This is a genomic window from Candidatus Tisiphia endosymbiont of Melanophora roralis, from assembly GCF_964026575.1.
GTDB lineage: Bacteria > Pseudomonadota > Alphaproteobacteria > Rickettsiales > Rickettsiaceae > Tisiphia.
Genome location: NZ_OZ032161.1, coordinates 254,399 through 270,764, shown reverse-complemented (window position 1 = coordinate 270,764; position 16,366 = coordinate 254,399). Strand labels below are relative to the sequence as shown.

22 protein-coding genes and 1 tRNA gene are annotated in these 16,366 nt (G+C 30.6%); 13 read left to right on the top strand and 10 right to left on the bottom strand.

Going from position 1 to position 16,366, the window contains the following annotated elements; translation table 11 throughout:
- Window positions 1-13: 13 nt before the first annotated feature.
- From AAGD53_RS01325 to dapD, 4 genes are all read right to left on the bottom strand, one after another.
- Window positions 14-331, bottom strand: coding sequence for an FtsB family cell division protein (locus AAGD53_RS01325; protein ID WP_341762992.1), 318 nt, complete (start codon window positions 329-331; stop codon window positions 14-16).
- Window positions 328-990: a phosphatidate cytidylyltransferase gene (locus AAGD53_RS01320; RefSeq protein WP_341762991.1), complete on the bottom strand. Its 663-nt coding sequence runs from the start codon at window positions 988-990 to the stop codon at window positions 328-330. The genes AAGD53_RS01325 and AAGD53_RS01320 overlap by 4 nt, the downstream gene beginning before the upstream one ends.
- Window positions 977-1,666 carry a polyprenyl diphosphate synthase gene (gene uppS / locus AAGD53_RS01315; RefSeq protein ID WP_341761951.1) on the bottom strand — a complete coding sequence of 230 codons (690 nt, stop codon included), beginning with the start codon at window positions 1,664-1,666 and terminating at the stop codon, window positions 977-979. Before uppS ends, AAGD53_RS01320 begins: the two co-directional genes overlap by 14 nt.
- Window positions 1,667-2,042: 376 nt before the next feature.
- The gene (gene dapD / locus AAGD53_RS01310) at window positions 2,043-2,864 is read right to left on the bottom strand and encodes a 2,3,4,5-tetrahydropyridine-2,6-dicarboxylate N-succinyltransferase (protein WP_341762990.1); all 822 of its coding nucleotides are present in this window, start codon (window positions 2,862-2,864) and stop codon (window positions 2,043-2,045) included.
- A 95-nt stretch (window positions 2,865-2,959) separates the two neighbouring features.
- On the opposite strand from dapD, the gene AAGD53_RS01305 reads away from it, so the two are divergent.
- The 5 genes from AAGD53_RS01305 (at window position 2,960) to AAGD53_RS01285 (ending at window position 6,287) form a co-directional block, all read left to right on the top strand.
- The gene (locus tag AAGD53_RS01305) at window positions 2,960-3,610 is read left to right on the top strand and encodes an MJ0042-type zinc finger domain-containing protein (RefSeq protein WP_341761949.1); all 651 of its coding nucleotides are present in this window, start codon (window positions 2,960-2,962) and stop codon (window positions 3,608-3,610) included.
- 103 nt (window positions 3,611-3,713) lie between these two features.
- Window positions 3,714-4,199, top strand: a complete 486-nt coding sequence (locus AAGD53_RS01300; protein ID WP_341762989.1) for an RDD family protein — start codon at window positions 3,714-3,716, stop codon at window positions 4,197-4,199.
- 30 nt (window positions 4,200-4,229) lie between these two features.
- Window positions 4,230-4,829 (top strand): recombination mediator RecR, encoded by a 600-nt coding sequence (recR, locus tag AAGD53_RS01295; protein WP_341761947.1) that lies wholly within the window; start codon window positions 4,230-4,232, stop codon window positions 4,827-4,829.
- 278 nt (window positions 4,830-5,107) lie between these two features.
- Window positions 5,108-5,884, top strand: a complete 777-nt coding sequence (locus AAGD53_RS01290; RefSeq protein WP_341762988.1) for a HAMP domain-containing sensor histidine kinase — start codon at window positions 5,108-5,110, stop codon at window positions 5,882-5,884.
- A 1-nt stretch (window position 5,885) separates the two neighbouring features.
- A complete protein-coding gene (locus AAGD53_RS01285) occupies window positions 5,886-6,287 on the top strand; it encodes a response regulator (protein WP_341762987.1) in 402 nt (133 codons plus the stop codon).
- Between the two features lie 79 nt (window positions 6,288-6,366).
- On the opposite strand, the gene grxD is transcribed toward AAGD53_RS01285, so the two are convergent.
- Window positions 6,367-6,699 carry a Grx4 family monothiol glutaredoxin gene (grxD, locus tag AAGD53_RS01280; protein WP_341747650.1) on the bottom strand — a complete coding sequence of 111 codons (333 nt, stop codon included), beginning with the start codon at window positions 6,697-6,699 and terminating at the stop codon, window positions 6,367-6,369.
- Between the two features lie 50 nt (window positions 6,700-6,749).
- Here grxD and nth point away from each other — a divergent pair, with 50 nt between their 5' ends.
- Window positions 6,750-7,388, top strand: a complete 639-nt coding sequence (nth, locus tag AAGD53_RS01275) for an endonuclease III (protein ID WP_341761944.1) — start codon at window positions 6,750-6,752, stop codon at window positions 7,386-7,388.
- Between the two features lie 202 nt (window positions 7,389-7,590).
- Window positions 7,591-7,678: transfer RNA gene (locus AAGD53_RS01270), tRNA-Ser, on the top strand.
- On the opposite strand, the gene AAGD53_RS01265 is transcribed toward AAGD53_RS01270, so the two are convergent.
- Window positions 7,649-9,175 (bottom strand): recombinase family protein, encoded by a 1,527-nt coding sequence (locus AAGD53_RS01265; RefSeq protein ID WP_341762986.1) that lies wholly within the window; start codon window positions 9,173-9,175, stop codon window positions 7,649-7,651. The two genes, AAGD53_RS01270 and AAGD53_RS01265, sit on opposite strands and share 30 nt — an antisense overlap.
- A 320-nt stretch (window positions 9,176-9,495) precedes the next feature.
- The gene (locus AAGD53_RS01260; protein WP_341762985.1) at window positions 9,496-9,744 is read right to left on the bottom strand and encodes a hypothetical protein; all 249 of its coding nucleotides are present in this window, start codon (window positions 9,742-9,744) and stop codon (window positions 9,496-9,498) included.
- 235 nt (window positions 9,745-9,979) lie between these two features.
- On the opposite strand from AAGD53_RS01260, the gene AAGD53_RS01255 reads away from it, so the two are divergent.
- The 5 genes from AAGD53_RS01255 (at window position 9,980) to AAGD53_RS01235 (ending at window position 12,725) form a co-directional block, all read left to right on the top strand.
- Window positions 9,980-10,240 carry a hypothetical protein gene (locus AAGD53_RS01255; RefSeq protein WP_341762984.1) on the top strand — a complete coding sequence of 87 codons (261 nt, stop codon included), beginning with the start codon at window positions 9,980-9,982 and terminating at the stop codon, window positions 10,238-10,240.
- 489 nt (window positions 10,241-10,729) lie between these two features.
- Window positions 10,730-11,152 (top strand): DUF1376 domain-containing protein, encoded by a 423-nt coding sequence (locus AAGD53_RS01250; protein WP_341762983.1) that lies wholly within the window; start codon window positions 10,730-10,732, stop codon window positions 11,150-11,152.
- Window positions 11,153-11,195: 43 nt separating this feature from the next.
- Complete coding sequence (locus tag AAGD53_RS01245; protein WP_341762982.1) at window positions 11,196-11,456, top strand: hypothetical protein; 261 nt, start codon at window positions 11,196-11,198, stop codon at window positions 11,454-11,456.
- A gap of 193 nt (window positions 11,457-11,649) precedes the next feature.
- Complete coding sequence (locus AAGD53_RS01240; RefSeq protein ID WP_341762981.1) at window positions 11,650-12,474, top strand: hypothetical protein; 825 nt, start codon at window positions 11,650-11,652, stop codon at window positions 12,472-12,474.
- Between the two features lie 17 nt (window positions 12,475-12,491).
- Entirely contained in the window at window positions 12,492-12,725 is a 234-nt protein-coding gene (locus tag AAGD53_RS01235) for a helix-turn-helix transcriptional regulator (RefSeq protein ID WP_341762980.1), read from the top strand.
- Between the two features lie 437 nt (window positions 12,726-13,162).
- Here AAGD53_RS01235 and AAGD53_RS01225 read toward each other — a convergent pair whose 3' ends face one another.
- On the bottom strand, window positions 13,163-13,459 hold the full coding sequence (locus AAGD53_RS01225) for a hypothetical protein (RefSeq protein ID WP_341762979.1): 297 nt from the start codon (window positions 13,457-13,459) through the stop codon (window positions 13,163-13,165).
- A gap of 111 nt (window positions 13,460-13,570) precedes the next feature.
- Here AAGD53_RS01225 and AAGD53_RS01220 point away from each other — a divergent pair, with 111 nt between their 5' ends.
- Window positions 13,571-14,437 carry a DNA adenine methylase gene (locus tag AAGD53_RS01220; RefSeq protein WP_341762978.1) on the top strand — a complete coding sequence of 289 codons (867 nt, stop codon included), beginning with the start codon at window positions 13,571-13,573 and terminating at the stop codon, window positions 14,435-14,437.
- A 134-nt stretch (window positions 14,438-14,571) separates the two neighbouring features.
- Here AAGD53_RS01220 and AAGD53_RS01215 read toward each other — a convergent pair whose 3' ends face one another.
- Complete coding sequence (locus AAGD53_RS01215; RefSeq protein ID WP_341762977.1) at window positions 14,572-14,838, bottom strand: hypothetical protein; 267 nt, start codon at window positions 14,836-14,838, stop codon at window positions 14,572-14,574.
- Window positions 14,839-15,327: 489 nt separating this feature from the next.
- Window positions 15,328-15,981 carry a hypothetical protein gene (locus AAGD53_RS01210; protein WP_341762976.1) on the bottom strand — a complete coding sequence of 218 codons (654 nt, stop codon included), beginning with the start codon at window positions 15,979-15,981 and terminating at the stop codon, window positions 15,328-15,330.
- Window positions 15,982-16,366: the final 385 nt, after the last annotated feature.

Sequence of the window (16,366 nt, the reverse complement as noted above, 5' to 3'; positions counted from 1 at the left end):
ATAACCTCCTAAGTTATTTTATGGTAAAAACCTGTTCTTTTGGCAACGCTACCCCTAAAACTCTTCTTGCTTCTTGGTCAAGCATATCTCTATCTAGAGATTCTGGTCTAAGTAGTTTTACTTTATGTTCAAGTTCAATGCGTTCTGCCCTTAAATTTTCTAGTTCACTATAGGTTTTTTCGAGTCGTTGATTTAATGTAAAATAAGCAATAATCCCTCTATTACCACAAATAGAATGGAAGATAAAATAAGCTAATAATAAAGATAGCAAAACATTAAATATTATCTTTTTGGAATTTTTAACTGAATCAATAAAATATCGATAATTCATAATATTTTAATAATAAAAAATAATATTGGGGCGGTAAGAATTATGCTATCAAACCGGTCTAGAACACCGCCATGACCTGGTATTATAGTGCCAGTATCTTTTATAGCAAATTTACGCTTAAAATATGAAATAAATAAATCGCTCATTTGTGCTATTAGTGCTAAACAAATAGCTGCTATAATTAAGTGCCGTTTGTTTAATAAATAGTCAGTTGGTAAGTCAAAGCTAGGTACTAAACTTAATAAAAACGCTGTAAGCCCACTAGCTAATACCCCTATGATTAATCCACTCCAAGTTTTGTTAGGACTAATCTTGGGGGTCAGCTTAGGTCCGCCTATATTCTTCCCACCAATCATAGCAAATATATCAACTGACCATATTATAATGAAATATAGTAATAATAGCCATCGATTTTTATCTTCAGTAGCAATTATTATTAAAGATATAGTAGGAATGGGAATAATAATAAAGCCCAGTAATATATGAAAAAAGGACGATTTTGTCATTTGATACCATTCATATAACATAATTATGGCAATTAATAACATAACTATATAAAATAATGACTTAATAAACATTATCGCTATAATAAATACTGGTCCTATTACTAGGGCTGATAATATTCTTACTACTATATTAAGCCTCTTATCTGGCACCAAAATTCCTTTTTCTTTTTGAGTAATCGTTTAACGCTTCTAGTATATCTTGTTTGTTAAAGTCAGGCCAGTATTTAGGTAAAAAATATAGTTCAGCATAGGCAGCTTGCCATAGTAGAAAATTACTGATTCTACATAAACCACCAGTACGAATTAACAAATCTACATCAGGCATTCCTGGATCATATAGATAATTACCAAACTCATTCTCGCTAATTTGTGTTTTACTAGAATTGATGATTTTCTGACATGCATCAACAATCTCTGCTCGCCCGCCGTAACTAAAAGCAATACAAAGAGTTATGTTATTATTATGTTTTGTTAATTCTATAGCATCATGGATTTGTTTTTGTAACATATTATCTAACATATCCAATCTACCGATAACTTTTATTTTGACTCCGTTTTCGTGTAGTAGTGTAGTCTCATTTTTTAGATAATAACGTAATAATTTTAGTAAAAAGGTCACTTCAGTCTTTGACCTACGCCAATTTTCTGATGAGAAAGTATAAAGTGTCACGTAAGGTATATTAAGTTCTATAAAATCTGGTAATAGTTTCTTTACTCTATTAGCACCTGCTCTATGTCCCTCAGATTTTGGTAAACCTTTTTCTAAAGCCCACCTTGCATTACCGTCCATGATAATGGCTAAATGATTTACTTTGTTGATTGTACTCATATTTATTGTATATACGCTGGAATGACTCGAAGTTATCACAATTACTATTGCTAACCTCAATTTCGGATTAATTTCATTAATCCGAAATTGGAATGAGAAAGTAAACAATCAGGCTTAAAGCGGTTTGACGCCTGATTGTTAAATATTTCATTTGCTAATAATCTTATTTTTATATCAATAAAAATAAGATTATTAGCGATAATAGATTAAAATGCATTCGTAGAAGTGCTTCAAGAATGCATTTTTCTGATATTATAGCCAGTTTTGGATTAAAATTAAAAATTTTAATCCAAAACTGAGGTTGCTAAGGTTAGCTATATAATAACACAGAAATGCCATTAATGGACATATATTTGCGGTCAGTTATAGGAAATTTTCACCGTAATAGATCATTTATAGATACTTTACTTCTAGTTCCTTTATCCACCTGTTTAACGATTACTGCACAATATAAACTTGGTTTTCCCGAATCAGCAGGCAGGCTGCCAGGTACTACAACTGAGTAGGCCGGAACTCTACCATAAATTATCTTTCCACTTTCCCTATCTACTATCTTGGTAGAAGCACCAATAAATACTCCCATACTAATTACACTTCCTTCTTCTACTAAAACCCCTTCTGCTATTTCTGATCTTGCACCTATAAAACAATTATCTTCAATTATTACCGGGGTATTTTGTATTGGCTCTAGTACCCCACCAATACCTGTCCCGCCGGAAATATGACAATTCCTCCCTATTTGCGCACATGATCCTACGGTGGCCCAAGTATCAATCATTGTTCCTTCTCCTATATATGCACCTATATTAATAAAAGAAGGCATAACAATAACGTTTTTAGCTAAATATGCCCCCGTTCTTATAAATGCTCCGGGAACGATACGACAGCCGTGGGTTCTAAATAATTCTTCATTATGATTTGTAGAAAATTTGGGAGCAATTTTATCATACCATTTCATACAATCGCCAGAATGGATTTGCGAATCAGTTACAATAAAATGTAATAAAATTGCTTTTTTCACCCAAAGATTAACTCGCCAATCAGCCCCTTCTTTTTCACAAACCCTAATTAATCCTTGATTTAAACCATCAATAATATTATGCAATATTTGTTTGGCGTAGTTAGTTTTTTCTGAATCCTTGGTTAATTTATCGCGTATTTGCCACAATTCTTCTATAGTATTGATGTGTTTTTGCATAACGTCCTTGCTAAACTATTAAAAAAATCATAATTTACTTTATTTTTAAGTCAACCTATATACTCAAATTTGAGTATACAAATTAGATCACGTAAATGAGTATTGCTTGCCCAAATTGTAACACTACCTTTATAGTTTCAAGAGAACAAATAGGTATGACTGGTAGGAAGGTAAAATGTTCAAAATGCCACCATATATGGTATCAAAGGGCAGAGTTTGATCAGCAAGAACCTCCTATTATATCAGATAATACCACAAAAAACGCTAGCACTAATGAAAATAATAAAATATATTTAACCAAAGGTACTAACTTACCGGCTTTATTACCAACTAAAATTCCTGAGCAATCGCATATTTTATCTATATTATTGTGGCTTAGTTTAATTGTCTTCTTATTATTAATGTTATTTCACGAGAAGTTTAATATACCAGCTCTGTATAAAGAGAATAATAATATATTAACTATAAGAAATATACATGTTGAACAAAATAAAGAAATGGGACAAATGAAAGTTTCCTACAGGATAAGTAATACTTCCGACCATGATGTGACAATACCACTTATTCGGGTTAGATTGCTCAATAAAAAATATGTAACAGTAAAATCCTATATAATGAATCAAAAAAATATTAAACTGTCCCCTAAGCAACATATCGACATTGCTACGTATCTTGATGTAGTTCCTCGTTCAAGTGAGGTGTTAAATATTATGCTTGGTAATAGTTTGGATTTCATATTACATTAGACTTCTTCTGAAAGAGATTTATAATCAGTTCGAATACTCCCATAACATAACCTGAATTCGATGTAACAGTTACATCGAACTTCCGTGATATATATAGAAAAAAATGAATAAACAAATTATATACCCTAAACTAATTCCTAGGCTCTTTGCTTCTTGCCTAGATTCGTTTTTGTTGTCAATTTTTACAACTCCGATCACCCACTTTATGTTATCTAAACTGTCTTTATTTTTTTTTAAAGCTAGTATAGCGGACATACTAATAATGGGTAGCACGAAACCGGAGTTAGTTCAAAATATAACTGCTAGTAGTGTTCTTACATTATTTATTTTAATGTTTATAATTAATTTTGCCCTAGCTGCAACATATTTTATTGGTTTTTGGATTTATTTTGGTGCTACTCCAGGAAAAATGATTATGCATATGAAAATAGTAGATGCAATAACTCTTGGAAAACCTAGTAAATGGCAATTAATTAAAAGATTTTGTGGATATGTATTAGTGCTAGTTGGTATTTGGTTTATACTCTTTTCTAAACAACGCCAAGCTTTGCATGATAAAATTGCTGGAACAGTGGTTATTAAGAGTTAAAACAGTTATAAGTAGTAAAGGTATGCTAAAATGAATAAACTAAATGAAATAGATCAGTTGATCTATCTTTTCTCCAAACTACCTAGTCTTGGTCAAAGATCAGCAAGGCGTATAGTCCTGCATCTTTTACAAGAAAAAGACGTTAGGTTAAAAGGTTTAATTTCAGCTCTTTCTTACGTAGATAATAATGTTGTTAAGTGCGATATTTGTGGCAACATAGATTCTCATCATATTTGTAGAGTATGTTCATCTGATGATCGCAACAAATCTATTATAGCAATTGTTGAAACAGTGACAGAATTGTGGGCAATAGAACGTAGTGGTATTTTTAATGGATATTATCATGTACTAGGACATAATTTATCAACTGCAAGTAGCCATAATTCTAAAGCATTAAGACTACCAGAATTACTAGCTAGATGCCAAGAGAATAATATTAATGAAATAATTATTGCAACTAATTCCACCTTAGAAGGTCAAACTACAGCTTATTTCATTACTGAATATTTTAAAGATTATACTATCAAAATATCAAGATTAGCTAGCGGCATTCCAATAGGTGGAGAACTAGATTATTTAGATGAAGGAACTTTATCAGCTGCAATAACCTTAAGACAGCCTTTTGACTAATTTATTAAAAATTATTTATTGTGTTGAAAAATTTAATATAATATATAAGCTGTTGGTTATATATTATATTAAATTTTGTTAATAAATTATCAAAGATTACTAAATTAGAATTATTTATATGAAATGTTAATTTGAAATTTTTAGATATTTTCATTAGTTATTTTATATTTTATCTTGCATATAATTATTTTAAGTAAAGTAAGCATATGTACCAACTTTTTTGGACTATTTTAGTCATATTTTTGATTCCTGTAGTTCTTTATATTTGCAGGTACAAGATGTTTTCGTGGTTTAATTTAAGAAATAATTCAAAAACTAAAATATTAGAATTAGAACAAAAGATATCAGAGCAAGATAATATTTTGAATCACGTTACTCACGAAATTAAGACTTCGATACATGGGGGAAGTAGTATAGCTCAGTTTTTATATGAAAATTGGGATAAAATGGATGAGCAAGAACACGTAAAGTATGTCAGTATAATAGCTAAAAATAATCAGCGTCTTATAAAATTAATTAATGACCTACTAGACCTATCTAAGTTTAGTACCGGAAAAATGCAGTTTAATTTTGTTGCTATGGATCTATTATCTTCTATAAAAGAGACCGTGCAACAACTTACAGAATTAAACATAATTAACGATCGAGTTAATATTATTCTTATTGATCATAGTATTACAAAAGCAATGATTAATGGAGATAAAATTAGGATTAACCAATTATTAAATAATTTATTTAATAATGCACTCAAATATACTAAGGAAGGATTAATTATAGCGATAATTGATTTAAAAAATCATGATAATATTCCTTATTGGTGCTTTAGCCTAATCGATACAGGTATAGGAATTCCAGACTCAGAACTTGAGACTATTTTTGAAGTATTTACTCGTAGTTCACGAACTAATAATAATTTTCTTGGTACAGGTGTTGGTTTATCTATTTGCCGAGAAATTGTACTGGCTCATAATGGTTATATTTATGCCGAAAATAACCATAAAAGAGGAACAAAATTAGAATTTATGATTCCTGTATATGATAAAAAAGAGACATAAAATGCTTACAAAGGATAATATTGCAAAAGTATTTACTATACTTTTTGTTGATGACGAACCAATTTGCCATGACGCAATAAATTTAGTGCTACATTATGAACAAAAATATAAAATTATCAGTGCTTATTCCGGACAAGAAGCAGTTAATTTATTTAAAATATATGCTAATATAATAGAGTTAATATTTCTTGATATTTCTCTTCCTGATATGACAGGTTATGAAGTACATAAGCAGATAAGAAGTGATGATAACCTTGCACATATTCCTATAATTTTTCAAACTGGTTTTTCTAGCAATCACCAAGAAATGCAAGAATTCTTACAAGAACAAACAACATACCTAATTCATAAACCTTATAAAAACGAAGAACTACTTGAAACCATAAGGCAGTTCCATAACTAGATATATACTCAAAGCAGAAGAGTATACTCATTTATAAAGCAATTAGATATAAGATAAATATTCTTATATCTAATTGAGGTTACTTAGATATTATATGTTTATTTTTTAATAATGAAACAAGATCACCATTTTCATACATCTCACGTACTATATCGCAGCCACCTATCAATTCCCCTTTTATATAAAGCTGTGGTATAGTAGGCCAATCACTGAAAGATTTGATATCTTCACGTAAGCTAGGATTGGTTAAAACATTAATATCACGAAATTCTACGCCAAGTTTTTTTAAGATAGAAACAACGGTAGCAGAAAAACCACATTGAGGAAAATTGGCAGTGCCTTTCATAAATAATACAATATCATGATTAGCAATTTCATTTTTTATAAAATCAAAATTTCTATTCTCTAACATTCCTAAACCTGATAAAAATTATAACTTCTTTTACTCTTAAATGTTATATTATGCAAGCTCAAATAGTTGATAAAATTTTTGAAATTTTAAGCCAAAATAATCCTACTCCCCGAACGGAACTAGAATATGTTAATAATTTTACTCTATTAGTAGCGGTGATATTATCCGCACAAGCAACTGATGTTTCAGTTAATAAAGCAACTAGATTATTGTTTGTGAAGTATAATACACCAGAAAAAATATTAGAACTCGGGGAAGAAGGGGTAAGAACTTATATAAGATCAATAGGTTTATTTATAACCAAAGCAAAAAATATTGTTGCACTTTGTCGAATTTTGATAGATAAGTATGACAGCAAAGTACCTAACAATTTTGATGACTTAATTAAATTGCCAGGTGTCGGAAGAAAAACTGCTAATGTAGTATTGAATTGCCTCTTTGGTAAGTCAACTATCGCAGTTGATACACATGTATTTAGAGTTTCTAAAAGATTAGGACTGGCAAATAGTAATACTCCCAAAAAAGTAGAACTTGAATTAGTTAAAGTTATCGATATAAAATGGTTACAACATGCTCATCACTGGTTGATATTACTTGGTAGGTATATTTGCAAAGCACGAGTACCAAATTGCCCTGCTTGCCCAGTTAAAGAATATTGTGAGTATTATGCTAATAATTTTCTGAAGTAGCAAACTGTAGATACACTTCTGCTTTAAAGAATTGGCTAGGAGTACGAGTGGCAAGTTAACTAATCGTATATTTAGTATGTGAGTACGCAAAGTCCCGATAGTAAGACAATGCTAACACTTTAAAGACGAATAGTATACCAAACCTATTGTTTACGTAGTTAACCGAATCTGATGTAACTTGTTATTCTGAATTCCTATAGATGGAGAGGTGGCCGAGTGGTTTAAGGCGCTCGCCTGGAAAGCGTGTTCACGGTAACGTGTCAGGGGTTCAAATCCCCTCCTCTCCGCCATTCGGTACAAGTTGTCGTTTTTTCAAAAATATCGAACGGGAAACGTAGGGAGGTCTCAAGTTTTTTGCCCCTTAGTTTGAGGTTCTGAAATACGAAATTTATCATTTTGCGTTTTTGGGGCATTTCAGAACCTTTAAAAGTTTCATAGGCTTCAGATGCTAGAGTTATTAGCGTTGTAGCGGTATCAGTAAATTTATCGTCTGCTTCCTCATAAACTTTAATTAAACGAGCAATTTCATATTGGCGATCTTTTAATTGTTGTTTTTTTCTTTGAAATTCTTCTGTACTAAGTTCTCCATTGAGTCGCAAATCTATTAATGAATTTAATCTATTCTCATTTTCGGTATGTTCTTTCTTTAAAGCAGCTGTTGCTTGCCCATGCTCATCTTTCTTTAGCTCATTTGTGTTTTTTAAATAGGCTAGAGTCTCTTTTAGCATTTCTGGGTCTCTTATACCTATTCTTTTAAAAACCTCTTCTACCTGCTTTAAAACCTCATCTTCTCTTACATAAATCTTTTTGTTTGGATTCTTTGGATCCCATGTACCTAAATAAGTCCATTCGTCCACTTTGCCATCTGAATATGTTTTGCTGTGAGTTTCAGCTGTTACAACTTTACCAGTTACTGCACAGGTGATTAATCCTCTAAAAAGAAAATCCTTACCACCATATTTAAAAGGCTTCTTCTTCCACCCTAAACGTACATCTTTACATGCCATAAAAGTCTCTTTTGTTATAATTGCTTGGTAACCATGTGACCACATCTCTCCTTTTACTCTCATTTCACCGTAATAAAATGGTTGTTGGATCATGCGATGCACTACTGTTTTATTGACGTAGCAATTGTTTTTGCTTCTAAGACCAAGCTCCTTAGCTTTTTCAGTCAAATAATTAAGAGTATACATTCCTGTTGCATATTCTTCAAAGAGTTTTTTTATGATAGAACCTCTTACAGGATCGAGAATTACTATACTGTTTCCTCTTTCATCTCGACTATTTAGGTAACCAAGAGGAGCTGGCCCTATCCACTCTCCTTTACGCAATTTATGATCTAGGCTTCTTTTAACGTTATCACTTAAACTATCAACGTAAGATTGTGCCATCAATACGTTCATTCCCCACATTAGCTTTGCATGAGACTGAGAATCTTTATCTATTATGTAACCTTCTGTTCTAAAATGTAATTCTATCTTACCAGCTTTTATTGGTTCTTCTAGTAATGAAATTTCTGAGATTCTTCTTTGTACTCGATCTACTTTATCAGCAACTATAGCAATTGTTTCTCTATGGCTTTTAGCAAATTTGATCATCTCTTTAAATTGTTTGCGATCACCTCTGCTTGAAGATTCGATAATTTCAAAAGTTTCGATAACTTCAAGATTTTTACGTTGGCAATATTCTACTAATCTATATTTTTGAGCTTCAATTGAATACCCTTCTTCTTGCTCCCTTGTTGAAACACGAACTAAAATTATTGATTTTGTTGCTTTGTCTGTCATATTTTCTCCTTAGATAATAAATTTTGCTTTAATTAGAAAGTAGTATCTACTCAAAGAGCAGAGATATATCAAGCACCGCACAAGTCAAGTTGAATTATTATTAAATTACCCCATCTCCTTCAGTATTAGAGCCAAGTGTAACATTTATTTAGCATTAATAATTTTTGGTTATTGTAAAAATAATTGTTTTTAGTCATAGCAGGAGTAACTTGATCAAGTGCTTTATCATAGATACCCTTATTTAGCTATTTCAAGGCTCGCACAACGCTTTTTAGTATTCTTGCGTATTTTGGAGTACTTTTGATTATTACTCTCCAAGTCTAAATATGGGCTTTTTTTAAATCACATTTCATCTTACTTTGCTCAGTCCTTTGCTTTTTCATCTTATAATCGATAATCTCCTGACAAAAACCTATTAAGTTTCTAGCTGCTGCGTGAAGTTCTTGGTCTGTAAGTTTACCTTTAGACATAATTGTTAGTTTACTAACAATTGCTGTGTAAATTTCTTCAGACGAACGTTTATCTCTATCTATTTCTTTTATCATCTGTTGCATATCAGCATTTTGCATAATATTCCTCTGTTGTTAAGCTTTTAGCCCTACGGCTTTATATTACTGTTAACTATTTTTTTCTGATTTACAATAGCCATTTCATAACGTGAAACGATCTATAACTGATAAACTCCTGCCTTATTTGGTTTAATATGTAAAAAAATTTCATGATATGAAATTTCTTTTAAATTCTTTGTATTTAGACAACTAATAGTGTTTTGTTAGTAAGGATTAAATCTTAATACTAATCGTTATGAAATTACTCACATGGTTAGAACTGTCTAAAGTGTCCGTACGAGAATTTGCTGAAATGATAGGCAAGAATCAAAGTTTAGTACATAAATATGTCTACGAAGAAACAATACCTGGGCGTAAGGCTATGATCAAAATTTACACGGTTACTAAGGGAGCAGTTGATGCCAACATTTTTTTTAAGCTTTCTGACCAAATATTTGAAGAAGAATTAAAAAATAAAAAGAACCCCCCCAAACCTGAAATAGATTTTAGCTATTGATACTGTCAGTTCGTTATAAATCTCTTTTATCGACTAATTACTTAAGCTAGTTAAGTGGTAGAGAATAATCTTATACTTAAATAGCTTATCTATAACATTTACTTTTAGGTTGTTATTTTTATTACATATAATCATTTGAGTTGATTATATGTTTTTATAGCTAACCGAAATAGCAAGGTTATTATTAGTTGTAAATATCAATAAAATCTTCTTAATTTTAGGTACTAAGTGGTAAAAGTTATCCACAAAATCCGTGCATTAATCTGTGGATGAATATGTGTATAATATGTGGATATCACGTGGATAAGTTTTTTTACCCTGTGGATAAGAGGTGAAATTTGGATTTTTTTATAACTTTTTTGGGATTTTTTTTGCATTTTTTTAGGTTTTTTTTTGATTTATACGCTCGTATAGTTTTTTTTTGCCATTTTTTGAGAGTTTTTTTATGAGTTTTTACAGCTAAATTATCTAAAATTATAGGAGATTATTATGTTAAAATCTAAGAGCAAACCCTTTTCTCTATCAGCTTTTCTTTATGGCACTAATTTACTTAGACATGATGAATTAGGAATTTACATTAGACTACTTGAACATATGTGGATAAGTGGTGGAAAATTGCCAAATAATGACCAAAAATTAGCACATTTTTTAAATATTTCGCTAAAAAAATGGCAAAATTATAAAAAAATTTTGCAAAATTTTTTCATTTTTTCTGATAAAACTTTTACACATTTGAGGTTGAAAAATGAATGCCAAAAACTTATAAAAGTATCACAACAAAATTCCTTGAATATAGCAAAGAGATGGGAGAAACATCGTAGTCAACTGATCGAATCTGCAGAGGAAAAAGATACCCCCTCTAATGATACGACCGTATATACGATCGTATTACCTACGTACGCACGCGTCTAAAGATAATTATATTGATATAAGATTAGAGGATGATGATAGGCTTGTGGATAAGTCACCAGTGATTGCCAAATTAGCAAAAACCGAAATAGCAGAACTAACTCAAAAGCTACAAGGGTTGTTCAATAAGCACGATATGGTTTTACCAGCAGATGCGTCGTTGCTTATAGAATGGCTAGAAAGCGGTATTAGCAAAGATTTTATCTACCAAAAAATCGAGCAAGTAGTAGCTCGCATTTGCCAGCATCAACTTGAACACCCAAGGTCATTTGCTTATTTCACCGCAGAGATAAAACGTTACTGTTAGGCGGGGTAGTAGCAAGTGGAAGTTAAAGGTGCATTTGATAAAATAAATTTCACAATATGAAATAATTTAAATTATTTTTTTGCTTTAGTCTTTCTTTTTTATATAAAAGACCATTTCATGCAATGAAAAGCCTATTGTTTTATAAAAAAACCTTGTCATACTGTGATTAATAAAGGCAATTAGAGTAAAAATTATGAACAAAACTACCTTAGAAAAATCTCAACCTCAGCTTGCTTCAATGAAGCCAGTTAATGGACTTCTTGCAGAATTTGCTTCTGTGCAAGGATTTGACGGAGACTCAGAACTTCAATCCGCAGCGTACTCAAATTCTGTTACGGATTTGAGTCTAGACTCATTGTCTAAATCACCAGCAGAAGTAGTATTATGCGAGAAGTCTAACGAAATTTACAAAAATAGTGAGAGTAAGCATGAACAAAATGGTAAAAAAATGATTAAATATCCAATGAGTGAGCGGCTAATGAACCAGTGTTTAATCAATGAAGTTGTGTTTACTGGTTTAGTAAAAAATGTACTACAAGCAAAACTGATTGACCAATTAACTGGTACATTTAACTTACAGATTCAAGAATTTGGCTATCGTCAATTTTTGAGCAATGGCACAACTATGGGTTTTTGTACCCGAAATTTTTGCACCAAAAATATTGACAATAGCCAAAATATCCAAAATAAAAATCTCAGCTACCAATCTCTAATACAATTCTACAGTCAGCAAGCATGTAACGGTTTTGTCATTTACCAAAGAACCAAAGATAAAATTGAAGGATTTTACTTTTTGCCATCAACTAATAGTCCAGAAATTATTAGCTATTACCTTAGCCACTTTGAATCTTTTGAACAGTTTATTAGTCTTGTAAGTCTTTGTGTTAGCCTAGTTCTATGTAGTATAAGATGCAGTAATTCATACTGCCAAAACTTACACAACAATAACTTATACGTAAAAATTTTTAGCCCCAATAGCTTGACAGAATTATTTCCTGAAAGGGTTTTAAACAATTAACTAAAATAAGCCCTATTATGAAAACAACTAAAATTAACGTAAAATATTTAGGCAAGTCTTTCATTCTTACTCAAAGAGCTATGGAATGCCTTACACTTGTAGCTCTTGGCTTTCCTAAAAAACACATAGCAGCTAGACTAGGCATATCGTATAGAACCGCAGAAAAACATATAACAAATGCTAAAAATAAAATTGGCATCTATCACCACCGACAATTATTAGATTTTTTATTTTCTTACCAACTGTTATAAGTAGCCTACCAGTTTTACTGATAAAATAAATCAATAGACTTCTTTCGAAACTCGCTTATGCTGAGGGATTTGAAGGAGACGCGGAACGCAGAACCGCAGCGTACTCTAATGTACGTGAGGATTATAGTACCGCATCGACGTACAAATCACCAGCAGAAGTAGAGTTTCGAAAGAAGTCTAATATAAAAATTCTAAACTAATAAATCTTACTTCTATGTCCTATTTTATTTATAATGACCAAATTATTTTCTAAATCAGTTTCATAAAGTATTCTGTAGTCACCGTATCATCGATAAAGACCTTTGTATTTACCAATTAACGGCTTTCCTAATTTTTGTGGCATTGATGTATAGCTCTCCACTTTATTGTATATTTTTAAAGCGATATCAGGAGAAATATTTGATAAATCTGCATCTGTTTTATCATCCCATTTAGTTTTATAAACTCTGCTTTGTGCGATATTTTTCTTCTAATCTTTGTTTCATTTCTTCAGAAGTATAAAATTTTCTGTTTGGACTTTTTATTCGTACTAAAGCATCTTCTGCATCCTCTATATCTTCTAGTTGTTCTTTAATGTAGCTTTCAATTGCTTTATGAACAATATAGCTTTTTGATCTTTCCATTGATTTAGCTATCAAAGATAAAGAGTTATTTAAATCATCTGGAATACGTGTAGTAATTGTGGTCATAATAATGTCATGTACTGTGAATACATTATATTCTAATATATTCATATGTAGTTGTCAAGACTACTAAACAACAAAATAAATGGGTAAAAATGTCAACTATTCGTTTTTAGTTAATCTTCTATGCTTTACTAAAGAGCAATTGAAGGATAAATTTAAATGACCCAGCAGCAAATTACTAGAAATGAAAGCATCAACACGGCTACTAAAATAACTGCTATTCGTACTACAGTTAATCCCATTATTAGTCCATTTTTTCAATGGGTAGGAGGGAAAAGAAAATTTATTGATAAATTGCTTGAACGCATTCCATTAGATTTAAATAATTATTATGAACCTTTTCTTGGTGGTGGAGCACTGTTTTTTCAAGTAAAAAATCGATTTAAAAAATGTTTTTTATCTGACATCAATCTTGAACTTATAACAAGCTACAATGCTGTCAAAAAGAATCCAGCAAAAATTATTGAATTATGTGAATCATATAAGTTAAAACATACTAAAGAACATTATTATCAGATCAGAGATAATAACGTTAATAGTAATGATCCTCTAGAAATTACCGCAAGATTCTTGTATTTAAACCAATATTCTTTTAGAGGAGTATATCGAGTAAATAAATATAACCAAGTACAAATGTCTTATTCTACTAGACAGTATGGTCAATCTAATAATTTTGCTATCATACTTAACCAATGCAGCAATCTTTTGCAAAATACTCTAATTTACGCAAGTGATTTCTCGTTTATTGAACCTAAGACCAATGATTTTGTTTATTTTGATCCACCTTATCATAAATCAGGTGAAACTTTTTATACTAGGTTACCATTTGGTGAAAATGACCAAGTAAGACTTAGTAATTTTGCCAAAGAATTAAGTAATAAAGGTGTGAAACTTATGCTCTCTAACAGTGATACAAGCTTTATTAGAGATGTATATAAAGGTTTTAATATTAGCACTATTACCGTTAAATATTCTATGTCAAATTATAGAAAAACATCTAATGAATTATTAATAACAAATTATTGAGCCAAGAATCATTATATAAATATTTCTAATTTTAGTTAGAGTAGACGTAAAGGACATCTTTTCCGTCTACTCTACTAAATCCTACTTTGTTATTTTAATATCACAGATTACAAAAATAAAGATAAGTAATTTTACTAAGATTTACCAGCTAAAGCATCGATAATTACTTTATTATTAATAATTATGGCATCTAAATATTTTATGACTTGCTGTAAATACCATATAATGGTTGTAGAGCTATCACCGGAATATTCATATATTTTTTTCATTAACTTATCATTAGAACAAGCTGTTTTTAAAACCCTTTCTAAAATTAGTCGTGCTTCCACTAATTGTGGTTGAAGTTCGTACAAATTAGTAATTTCTTTAACTTCTTGTTGATTTTCATTATTATTGGACATATGATTTTCCTACTGTTTTTTGAGGTTACAAAAAATGGTGTACTGCAAGGTTAGATGAGTAAAATTGGCGTTTTAACTCTAACCTTGTGATACTTACTTTGATGTTACTTGCAACTACAACGCAACAACAGATCCACATTTATCTGATATAATCCTAAGAGTACAGTGAGATCGTAGAATAAATATGATTATTTCTTGAAAATATTAAGCACAGCTGCAAAGATGAGACATCAGTAAATAATTGCTATAATTAAATCAAATTTCACTTATTACAGTTATTATTGTAGTTATGGTAAATAAGCTAGATAAGTAATTAGCCATTGTGGCTAATTGCAACATTATTGACATTTTTGGGGGTATTTATTATTGATGTAACTGTTTAAAATTTTTAAATTTTAAACAGTTGTTAAATGTTATTCAGTTAGTCTTCAGAAAAATAAAAATACACGATTAACTTAAAAGGAGGAGGAATGGTGAAAACCCTATATCTCAGTTATAGTTATCCACCAGTTTTTTATTATTTTCCTCTAGCACTTTAATTAGTAGCTCTAACACTTCATAACTAATATCATTGTTTTCAAGATCTATATAATCCATTATTATTTCGCCATTAATTTTATTAGTATTTAAACTTTTTACCAATTCCATTACCCCCTTATCACTAATATTATTATAACTAAGCTTTACTTGCCTTATAGTCCTATTAATTTCTAAGGCCTTGAAAAGTTGTACAAACCCCTCATCATTAATATTATTGACATTGAGATTTATTCGCTTGATGGTTTTATTATTTGTTAGGAATTGTGCCAGTATGATTGCTCCTTGATCTCCAATATTGTTGTATTCAAAGTCTATATCAGTTAAAGTAATATTATTCTCTAATGCTTTAACAAGATGCTTTATCCCCTGATAACCTATATTAGTTTCGGTAAGATTTATATAGGTGGTAATTTTATTATTTTCAAGAAACTTGGCAACTAACTCAGCTCCTTCTGCTCCAAGTCTAATTTGTTCAAGATTTAGCTCCGTTCTATTGTTGCTTTGGAAGATCTTGCAAAACAGTCGTATAGAGACTTCACTGAGATTATTTATTTCTTCATTTGTTAAGTAGTTTTGTTGTTGATCTTTAATATCGCTCACCATATAATTAACCCCTATTTTTGTCTATAAAAAATGGACACTGAGGTTAGATTTAAAAATCATCCTATTTCTTGTCTAACCTCGGTATTTGACACCACACTGCGTAGTATCCACACCACATTTAATCCCACTAATTGACAGAGTCTAGAGAAAGTTTTTGCCTAGGGTATTTTTTTGCAAGATTTAATAGATCAGCGGTAGAATAGAGACACTAGGGAAAATATTATCTTAAAAAAATACGACAACATCAAACACCAATGCTTGGCAGTTGAAGGGTATTGTTTTCTAACTGAAGAGTGACGACGTCACCAAATTCTTATCAATTGACTATAACATATCAAATAATAGAATTATTTGAAAAATTCTATTATTTGGAATAATATCTTCA